Here is a 10,219-nt window from a genome sequence, read left to right as displayed (position 1 = left end):
GTCGAAGGCATGCGTGTGGAAGTCACTGCGATGGCGGCCAAGGGCTAAATCCGCGAACGTGCCCGGTGGGAGTGGCCATCGCCGGGCACGTTGGCGAGTGGATATCTGCGCGAAGGTGATTATGYTTTAAGAAACCATGCAGCAATGCGAGGCCGTCTGCCTGTTCCTCTGCTTCGCGCAATTGGTAATCCGACGACATCAGCCCTAGGGCCTGGGTGCGGTAATAAAGTTGGTGAGGTACTCCGGCCTTCAACAAGAGCAAGACGGAGAAGACTCATGGCCACGATTGACACTACAGCCACGGGCAGCATGCCCAACCGAGGGATCACCAAGGAGGAACGCAAGGTCATTTTCGCCTCGTCCCTGGGCACGGTTTTCGAGTGGTACGACTTCTATCTTTACGGCTCCCTCGCGGCGATCATCGCCAAGCACTTCTTCGCGGGCGTCAATGAAACAACCTCCTTCATCTTTGCGCTGCTCGCGTTCGCCGCGGGTTTCGCCGTGCGGCCCTTCGGCGCCATCGTGTTCGGCCGACTGGGCGACATGATCGGGCGCAAGCACACATTCCTCATCACCATTGTGATCATGGGTGTCTCCACCGCTGTCGTGGGTTTTCTGCCCGGCTACGAGACCATCGGCGTGGCGGCACCGGTCATCCTGATCAGCCTGCGCCTGATGCAAGGCCTGGCCCTGGGTGGTGAGTACGGCGGCGCGGCGACTTACGTGGCCGAGCATGCGCCCAAAGGCAAGCGCGGCTACTTCACTTCGTGGATCCAGACCACCGCGACCCTCGGCCTGTTTCTGTCGTTGCTGGTGATCCTCGCCTGCCGCACCCTCCTCGGCACCGAAGCCTTCGAGGCCTGGGGCTGGCGGATTCCCTTCCTGGTGTCGATCCTGCTGCTGATCGTCTCGGTCTACATTCGCTTGCAACTCGCCGAGTCGCCGGTGTTCAAGAAGATGAAAGAAGAAGGCAAGTCTTCCAAGGCACCGCTGACCGAATCCTTCGCCCGCTGGGACAACCTCAAGATAGTGATCATGGCCTTGCTCGGCGGCACGGCTGGCCAGGCCGTCGTCTGGTACACCGGGCAGTTCTATGCGCTGTTCTTCCTGCTGCAGACGCTGAAGATTGACCCGCAAACCGCCAACTTTTTGATTGCCGGCTCGCTGCTGATCGGCACGCCGTTCTTCATCCTGTTCGGCAGCCTGTCCGACCGCATCGGCCGCAAGGGCATCATCATGGCCGGGTGCATCCTCGCCGCCGTGACCTACTTCCCGATCTTCCATGCGTTGACCGAGTTCGGTAACCCCGACGTGTTTGCCGCGCAGGCGAAGAATCCGGTCACGGTGGTCGCCGATCCCGGCCAGTGCTCGTTCCAGTTCGACCCGGTGGGCAAGGCCAAATTCACCAGTTCCTGTGACCTCGCCAAGACTGTGCTGGCGAAGAAGGCCATCCCCTACAAAAACGAGAAAGCCGCGCCTGGCGCCGTCGCGCAGGTGCGCATCGGTGACAAGGTCATCCCGAGTTTCGAAGGCACCGGCATGCCGGCCGCTGACTTCAAGACCCACAATGATGCCTTCGTCGCCACCCTCGGCACCGCCCTCAAGGACGCCGGCTACCCCGAGAAGGCCGACCCGRCCAAGACCAACTACCCGATGGTGTTGCTGCTCCTGACCATCCTGGTGATCTACGTGACCATGGTCTACGGCCCGATCGCTGCCTGGCTGGTGGAGCTCTTCCCGGCGCGCATCCGCTACACCTCGATGTCGCTGCCCTACCACATCGGCAATGGCTGGTTCGGCGGCTTCCTGCCCACGGTGGCGTTCGCCATGGTCGCGGCCACGGGTGATATCTACTACGGGCTGTGGTACCCGATCGTGATCGCGGTGATGACGGCCATCCTTGGTACTTTCTTCCTGCCGGAAACCAAGGATCGGGAGATTCATCACACATAAGCGTTCAGTATCGAGCAGCGATAGATTTGCACCCCACGCAATAAAAACGCCCCGTCAGTCTGTTCCTGACGGGGCGAATCACCACATACACCCACGGTGTTTAAGCTGCGTGTTTAAAGACACCCGGTGTTACTTCATCAAGGCTACAACGCCTTGCGTCGCTGCCTACGCCTGCGCCAGAATCCGCCGGCTTGTGCGCTTTGGGCTCGGGTTTTATCGTTTCCCGGTCACTGAAAAACAGTGATCGGGTTTGGTAGCCCGGTATTTCCAGGCGCATAGCGCCGCCTTTTGCAGAGGTTGTTTTTTCATCTCTGTTTTTATGGTGGCCATGCGTAGGGCTCCTTCGGGCGCGCCGGGTTCCTGGACCGGTCTACCAACCTGTGCATGGCCGCCACCCTTCGTTTGGTAGCAAAGGGTGATGGCTCCTCAAATAGTTTTCCCAGGAGTTTCATCCATGTTCAAACCTACACCCAATCCGCCGATCACAGACCCGACATCCTCCTACGAATCCCTCGATTCAAAAAAACTCCACGAAGCCGCCGAGCGCGCCCTCGACCACTACCTCAACCCCGCCGCCCAAATCATGGCCACGGCCAACGAACCCGAGCCTATGTACTTCGCCAACCCGAAGTACAACACCGAATCCCTGCTGGCCAACGCCAGCGAAACACTCGGCTCCGCCACCCTCATGCTCAACAATTTCGCAGCGTTGCTGGAGACCTCACATCGCAAGACCCTGCTGGGCATTGCGCAAGTGGTCATGCTCGGTGAACTGGCGGTGAACCAGGCACTGGATCACGTCGAACCAAAGGAGTAACTAACGCAACCAGTGGCGAGGGGATTTGCTCCTCGCCACACCAGATTGGGGAAACGAACGTCCCAAGCGGTGGAGCAAACCACCGCCAAACAGGCCAATGCCGCGATCTGTAGCAGCTGGCGAAGCCTGCGTTCGGCTGCGCAGCAGTCGTGAATCCGGCTGACGCGGCCTGCCTGACGTACCGAAATGTCTGGTTTGACGACTGCTTCGCAGCCGAACGCAGCCTTCGGCAGCTGCTACAAAGAACGCGTCGCGACCAAAATTGCCTAAGTGAACAGCATTGAATCATCAAGCCCCACTCACCGAAACGTGCGCACAGCAACTGTAGGCTAAGCTTTCAGCAGCTTATTGCTCACGATGCTCGCGTCTGCAGGTTTGGTTTTTTTCTGGAGAGCGTCTGCAACAGCTATTTCAGACAGGTCCAGATCATTCACGCAGGACTGACGCGATGACCGAGCCCCTTCTCAGTTTCGAAGCACTTAAACGCGCCGCTGCCGCCGGCGAGATCGATACCGTGCTGGTGTGCATGGTCGATATGCAGGGGCGACTGGTCGGCAAGCGCTTCCAGGTCGAGTTTTTCATCGACAGCGGCCACGAAGAAACCCACTGCTGCAATTACCTGCTGGCCGACGACATCGACATGGAGCCGGTGCCGGGTTACGCCGCTGCCAGTTGGAGCAAAGGCTATGGCGACTTTGTGCTCAAACCCGACATGTCTACGTTGCGGCGCGTGCCGTGGCTGGAATGCACGGCGCTGGTGCTCTGCGATGTGCTCGATCATCACCATAGAAAAGACCTGCCCCACAGCCCGCGAGCGATCCTGAAAAAACAGGTCGAGCGCCTGCGCGAGCGCGGCTATACCGGCATGTTCGCCTCTGAGCTGGAGTTCTATCTGTTCGATGAGAGCTATGAGGCGATCCACGAGCGCAATTACCACCAGCCGAAGACCGCCGGCCATTACATCGAGGACTACAACATCCTGCAGACCACCCGCGAGGAACCGGTGTTGCGGGCGATTCGCAAGCACCTGCAGGCATCCGGCATTCCCGTGGAAAACTCCAAGGGCGAATGGGGGCCGGGGCAGGAAGAAATCAACATCCGTTATGCCGATGCCATGACCATGGCCGACCACCACGTCATCATCAAGCACGCCTGCAAAGAGATCGCGCAACTACAAGGCAAGGCGATCACCTTCATGGCCAAGTGGCGCTATGACGCCGCCGGTTCCAGCAGCCACATCCATAATTCGTTGTGGGACAAGCATGCGAAAAAGCCGCTGTTCTTCGACCCCAAGGCCGAGTTCGGCATGTCGAAACTGATGCGCTCGTGGGTGGCCGGGCAGCTCAAATACGCTAACGACATCACCTGTTTTCTGGCGCCCTACATCAATTCGTACAAGCGCTTTCAGGCCGGCACCTTCGCGCCAACGCGGGCGGTCTGGAGCAGGGACAATCGCACCGCCGGCTTTCGTTTGTGCGCCGAGGGCAGCAAATCCATCCGCATCGAATGCCGCATCGGCGGGGCCGACCTCAACCCCTATCTAGCCTTCGCCGCGTTGATCGCCGCAGGCCTGGCCGGGATCGACGAAAAGCTCGAACTCGCGGCGCCGTTCGAGGGCGATGCCTATGTCGATGAGCATTTGCCTGAAGTGTCGAAAACCCTGCGCGAGGCCTGCGCCGCCCTCAAGGCGTCGAGCATGTTGCGCGAGGCGTTCGGTGATGAAGTGATCGACCACTACGTGCACACCGCCGACTGGGAACAGAAAGAGTACGACCGACGGATAACCGACTGGGAACTGCAGCGCGGCTTCGAGCGCTATTGAGCACGCCATGACTGAGACCGTTCAACTTATCTCCCCGGTCGATGGCCGGGTCTATGCCGAACGCCGCCATGCCGATGCGGTACAGATCGAGCAAGCCCTGACGGCGGCCGAAACCGCCCAGGCGCAATGGAAACGCCGACCTCTGAGCGAGCGTGCCGCGTTTTGCAGCGCTGCCGTGGACGCGATGCTGGCGATGAAGGATGAGATCGTGCCGGAATTGGCCTGGCAGATGGGCCGCCCGATACGCTTCGGCGCTGGCGAACTGCGCGGTTTCGAAGAACGTGCCCGACATATGATCGCCATTGCGCCTGAAGCGTTGGCAGCGATAGAGCCCACGCCTGTCGCGGGTTTTCGGCGCTATATCAAACGCGAGCCGCTGGGTACGGTGCTGGTCGTCGCGCCGTGGAATTATCCGTATTTGACGGCGGTGAATACGATCATCCCGGCGCTGATGGCGGGCAACAGCGTGATCCTCAAACACGCCACGCAAACGCTGCTGGTCGGGGAGCGTTTCGCCGAAGCCTTTCGCCGCGCCCAGCTGCCCGAAGGGCTGTTCCATAACCTGCTGCTCAGTCATGTCTATGCGGCGGCGATCATTACCTCTGGACGGGTGCAGCAGGTGAACTTCACCGGTTCTGTCAGCGGCGGCGAGGCCATGGAGCACGCGGCCGTCGGAGGTTTCCTCAGCGTGGGGCTGGAGCTTGGCGGCAAAGACCCGGCCTACGTCCGGGCAGACGCCAACCTTGAGCATGCGGTAGAAAACCTGGTGGACGGCAGCTTCTTCAACTCCGGGCAGAGCTGCTGCGCCGTCGAACGTATTTATGTCGATGAAAAAATCTACCCGGCCTTTGTCGAGCGCTTCGCTGCCCTGACCCGCCAATACGTGCTGGGCAACCCGCTGGACGAAGCCACCACCCTCGGGCCAATGGTCACACCGGGCGCCGCTGAGTTCGTTCGCAAGCAGATCGCCGATGCCCTGGCACAAGGGGCCAGGGCGCTGATCGATCCAAAGGACTTCGCTGCCGGCCCGCCGGGCAGCGCCTACCTCGCGCCGCAGGTGTTGGTGGACGTCACCCATCAAATGGCGGTGATGCGCGAGGAAAGCTTCGGCCCGGTGGTGGGCATCATGCCGGTGGCCAGCGACGACGAAGCCATCGCCTTGATGAACGACAGCGAGTTCGGGCTCAGCGCCTCGATCTGGACGCAAGACCTGGCCGCCGCCGAACGCATCGGCAACGAGATTGCCACCGGCACCGTGTTCATGAACCGCTGCGATTACCTGGACCCGGCCCTGGCCTGGACCGGGGTGAAGAACAGCGGGCGCGGCGTAACGCTGTCGCGCCTGGGCTATGAGCACCTGACCCGAGCCAAATCCTTCCACTTGCGCCACGAGATTTGAGCCATGAGCCTGACCGCGAACTGGAACTACCCCACGAGCATCCGCTTCGGTGTCGGCCGTATCGCCGAACTGGCGGAAGTATGCCGCAGCCAAGGTATCCAGCGACCGTTGCTGGTCACCGACAGCGGCCTGGCACGTGCCCCGATCACCACGGCGGCGCTGGAATCCTTGCGCGCCGCCGGCCTCGGTGTCGCGTTGTTCTGCGACCTCAAGCCCAACCCCGTTGAAGCCAACCTGGCCGGTGGGCTCGACGCCTGGCGTGCCGGCAACCATGACGGCGTGGTSGCSTTCGGCGGYGGCAGCGGSCTGGAYATGGGCAAGCTSATCGCGTTCATGAGCGGCCAGACCCGACCGGTGTGGGATTTCGAAGACATCGGCGACTACTGGACACGCGCCGACGAAAGCCGCATCGCCCCGATCATCGCGGTGCCGACCACGGCGGGCACCGGTTCCGAGGTCGGTCGTGCGGCGGTGATCATTGACGAGCGCACGCACACCAAACGCATCATTTTCCATCCGAAGATGATGCCGCGGGTGGTCATCAGCGACCCCGCCCTTACCGTCGGCATGCCGGCCAAGGTCACCGCCGGCACCGGCATGGACGCGTTTTCCCATTGCCTGGAATCGTACTGCGCTCCCGGCTTTCATCCCATGGCCGAAGGCATTGCGGTGGAAGGCATGCGCCTGGTGGCCAATGCCCTGGTGCGGGCAGTGCACACGCCTTCCGACCTCGACGCGCGCGCACAAATGCTCGCGGCGGCGGCGATGGGCGCCACCGCGTTCCAGAAAGGTCTGGGAGGTATGCACGCGCTCTCGCATCCGGTGGGCGCCCTGTACGACACCCATCACGGCATGACCAATGCCACGTTCATGCCCTATGTGCTGAAGTTCAATCGCCCGGCCATTGAGGAGCGCATCACCCGTCTGGCGGCGTATCTGCGCCTGCCCTCCCCGGGCTTCGACAGTTTTATGGCCTTCGTCCTCAAACTGCGCAAGGACATCGGCGTGCCGCATACGCTGGTGGAGCTGGGGGTGGATGATCAGCAGGYCGACCTGATCGCGGATATGGCGATTGTCGACCCCTGCGCCGGTGGTAATCCGCTGCCATTGACACGAAATGGCGCGGCCGAAATTTTCGAAGCGGCTTATCACGGCCGTCTTTAGAGCTCAGCAATCTGCCTTTTTGGGTACACATCACACTTATGTGATTTTGATATCAGCGCCATCAAGCTTCTGGTATCCATTGGGCTGGCATACCGGAAAAATCTCGAACTCAGACCGTATCGCTGAATCCAATGTGTAGGCCAACGGAGGTAAGCGAAATGAACAATGATGACCGTGTCAACGACGTCGAATCAGAAACAACCTCGAACACCCCACCCACCGATCCGTCTGATGAACCCATCGATGTGGTCGACACAGAGCTTGAGGACAGCAACGTTGAAGATGCCACTGCGACTCGAACCCAGAAGCAGGAAGCTGAAGAGCGCAGCCGAAAAATAGCCGAGATCGAACGCAAGGTGGCGGATGGCAATTAGAAAAAAACACGCGCCTCATCAGGTTCAGGGCACAGGCGAATGACAGAGGGCAATGAGTTCTCCGATACTGTCGCGCAAATGCAGTGCAATGAGAACCGAAATGAAAACCCATTGTGAAATAAGTGATGTCCCTGAGCCGAAAACCCGGCGTAACAGCAACCTTCACCACGCTACCCGTCTGCAGCAGGCGGTAACAGCATGATCGAGGTCACCGAGGTTTCCATTGCCGAGCTGCGTGCCGCGCTCGAATCCGGCCGGACCACGGCGGTTGAGCTTGTGCAGGCCTATCTCGCCCGGATCGACGCCTACGATGGCGCTGACACGCCCACCGCCCTCAACGCGGTGGTGGTGCGCAACCCCGATGCGCTCAAAGACGCGCAGGCGTCCGATGCCCGTCGGGCCAAGGGCGAAACGCTAGGCCCGCTCGACGGTATCCCCTACACGGCCAAGGACAGTTATCTGGTGAAGGGGCTGACCGCCGCCTCTGGAAGTCCCGCCTTCGCCAACCTGATCGCTTATCGCGATGCGTTCACCATCGAACGGCTTCGCGCCGCCGGGGCGATCTGCCTGGGCAAGACCAATATGCCGCCAATGGCCAACGGCGGGATGCAGCGCGGGGTGTATGGCCGTGCCGAGAGTCCGTACAACGCCGACTACCTCACCGCCCCTTTCGCTTCGGGCTCTTCGAACGGCGCCGGTACCGCAACCGCCGCCAGTTTCTCGGCATTTGGCTTGGCGGAAGAAACCTGGTCGAGCGGACGTGGCCCTGCCTCGAACAATGGCCTGTGCGCCTATACGCCTTCGCGTGGGGTGATCTCGGTGCGCGGCAACTGGCCGTTGACGCCGACGATGGACGTGGTCGTGCCGTTCGCCCGGACGATGGCGGACCTGCTCGAGGTGCTCGATGTGGTGGTGGCCGATGATCCCGACACACGCGGTGATCTATGGCGGATGCAACCTTGGGTGCCAATTCCGAGTGTCGCTTCGGTGCGCCCCGCTTCCTACGGATCGCTGGCCGCGAAAAGCGATGCGCTGAAAGGAAAGCGCTTCGGCGTGCCTCGTATGTACATCAACGCCGATCCCGACGCGGGCACCAGCGATGCGCCTGGCATCGGTGGGCCGACGGGCCAGCGCATCAACACCCGCCCTTCCGTGATCGGGCTCTGGGAGCAGGCGCGCAAGGCACTCGAAGCGGCCGGTGCTGAAGTGCTCGAGGTCGATTTCCCGCTGGTTTCCAATTGCGAGGGTGATCGTCCTGGGGCGCCAACGGTGTTTAACCGGGGCCTGGTGTCCAAAGAGTTCCTGCACCATGAGTTGTGGGATCTGACGGCCTGGGCGTTCGATGATTTTCTGCGAGCCAACGGCGATCCAAAACTCAATCGCCTGGTCGACGTGAACGGGCCGCTGATTTTCCCCCACGACCCGGGGACGCTGCCCAACCGCGAGGGCGATCTTGCCGCGGGCATGGACGAGTATGTACGGATGGCCGAACGCGGTATTACGCCGTGGGATCAGATCGACACGCTGCCGGATGGATTGCGCGGGCTGGAACAGACCCGTCGAATCGATCTGGAGGAATGGATGGATCGGCTGGGGCTCGACGCGGTGATCTTTCCGACGGTAGCCGACGTTGGGCCGGCGAATGCCGATGTCGATCCGAAGTCTGCGGACATCGCGTGGAGTAACGGGGTATGGGTTGCCAACGGCAATCTCGCCATCCGCCACCTGGGCGTTCCCACGGTTACGGTGCCGATGGGCGTCATGCCGGACATCGGCATGCCCGTCGGGCTGACATTTGCCGGTCGCGCCTATGACGACTCGACGCTGCTTCGCCTGGCTTCGGCGTTCGAGTCGACGGGGACGAAACGCTTGATCCCACCGCGCACCCCGCCCTTGTCGGGTAGCCAAAAATAGAAAGGTCGCAGGTTCCTGCAGAGGTTGAGTACACCCGTACCCATGCCCTGTAGGAGCCTGCGATCTTTGGGCCATTCATGCGAATTCCGGCAACAGTGTTTGTCCAGTCGGCTGCTATTTGAAAGAAGTTCAAACACCTAACATCGTCTCTACCCAGTGAGCCAATAGCGTCAGTATCCATTAGCTCACGAGGTAGCCACTCGAAAAACCGAGATGAGTTTTACGATCATCTCGGCCCCAGAGTAAACCTTGGACGATACGGTGAAGATAATGAAAACTTTAAAAATTGCGGTTCTTCTGGCACTTGCCGGTATAGGCGCACACGCCTTTGCAGACGATGGCCATTCAACTAACGCGACCAGCAAAACACCTGTTGAAATCTACACGTACGAAACGAAGCTCGACATTAAGAAAGTCATTTACCTCTCAGAGATTCCGGACGAGTGCAAACCGGTTCCGGTGCAAATGACCTATGAAGACTCTCACAATCAACGGCATATCATGCAATATCAAGTGATGGGCACTGGATGTTCAAACGGTTGAGTACCGTGCGGACGATGGAGGGTCGACACTCCTTGCCTGCGGTGCAACTCACTCAAAAACTGATGTTTTGCCTGAGCCTACGATTTTTTCATCGGATGCCAACATGCCCGGGATGTGATGTTTAAGAAACTCCACCCAAGTCTTTGTCTTCGCATCCACGAATTTTCGTGATGGGTATATTGCAAATAGATTCAACTCTTCAAGCCGATACTCCGGCAACACGCGCACTAACG

Annotated in this window: 8 protein-coding genes and 1 pseudogene; 8 read left to right on the top strand and 1 reads right to left on the bottom strand. The window is 60.3% G+C overall.

What is annotated here, in order from left to right:
• The first annotated feature begins 276 nt into the window (after positions 1 to 276).
• The 8 genes from AC1DLB_RS10345 (at position 277) to AC1DLB_RS10310 (ending at position 9,986) form a co-directional block, all read left to right on the top strand.
• Positions 277 to 1,953, top strand: a complete 1,677-nt coding sequence (locus AC1DLB_RS10345) for an MFS transporter (RefSeq protein WP_477784961.1) — start codon at positions 277 to 279, stop codon at positions 1,951 to 1,953.
• Between the two features lie 454 nt (positions 1,954 to 2,407).
• The gene (locus AC1DLB_RS10340) at positions 2,408 to 2,770 is read left to right on the top strand and encodes a DUF6124 family protein (RefSeq protein ID WP_477744465.1); all 363 of its coding nucleotides are present in this window, start codon (positions 2,408 to 2,410) and stop codon (positions 2,768 to 2,770) included.
• 448 nt (positions 2,771 to 3,218) lie between these two features.
• On the top strand, positions 3,219 to 4,592 hold the full coding sequence (locus tag AC1DLB_RS10335) for a glutamine synthetase family protein (protein ID WP_018930083.1): 1,374 nt from the start codon (positions 3,219 to 3,221) through the stop codon (positions 4,590 to 4,592).
• A 7-nt stretch (positions 4,593 to 4,599) separates the two neighbouring features.
• On the top strand, positions 4,600 to 5,991 hold the full coding sequence (locus AC1DLB_RS10330; protein ID WP_477744466.1) for an aldehyde dehydrogenase family protein: 1,392 nt from the start codon (positions 4,600 to 4,602) through the stop codon (positions 5,989 to 5,991).
• A gap of 3 nt (positions 5,992 to 5,994) precedes the next feature.
• Positions 5,995 to 7,155 carry an iron-containing alcohol dehydrogenase gene (locus AC1DLB_RS10325; protein ID WP_477784960.1) on the top strand — a complete coding sequence of 387 codons (1,161 nt, stop codon included), beginning with the start codon at positions 5,995 to 5,997 and terminating at the stop codon, positions 7,153 to 7,155.
• A 158-nt stretch (positions 7,156 to 7,313) separates the two neighbouring features.
• Complete coding sequence (locus AC1DLB_RS10320) at positions 7,314 to 7,529, top strand: hypothetical protein (protein WP_018930080.1); 216 nt, start codon at positions 7,314 to 7,316, stop codon at positions 7,527 to 7,529.
• A 198-nt stretch (positions 7,530 to 7,727) separates the two neighbouring features.
• Positions 7,728 to 9,443, top strand: a complete 1,716-nt coding sequence (locus AC1DLB_RS10315) for an amidase (protein ID WP_258612293.1) — start codon at positions 7,728 to 7,730, stop codon at positions 9,441 to 9,443.
• 270 nt (positions 9,444 to 9,713) lie between these two features.
• A complete protein-coding gene (locus AC1DLB_RS10310; protein WP_258612294.1) occupies positions 9,714 to 9,986 on the top strand; it encodes a DUF2790 domain-containing protein in 273 nt (90 codons plus the stop codon).
• A 48-nt stretch (positions 9,987 to 10,034) separates the two neighbouring features.
• Here AC1DLB_RS10310 and AC1DLB_RS10305 read toward each other — a convergent pair.
• Positions 10,035 to 10,219, bottom strand: a pseudogene (locus AC1DLB_RS10305) (LysR family transcriptional regulator); the annotation flags it as partial.

The organism is Pseudomonas sp. 05N434 (assembly GCF_056396965.1).
The sequence above is the reverse complement of the archived record's forward strand: the minus strand, read 5'-3'. Positions and strand labels throughout refer to the sequence as shown.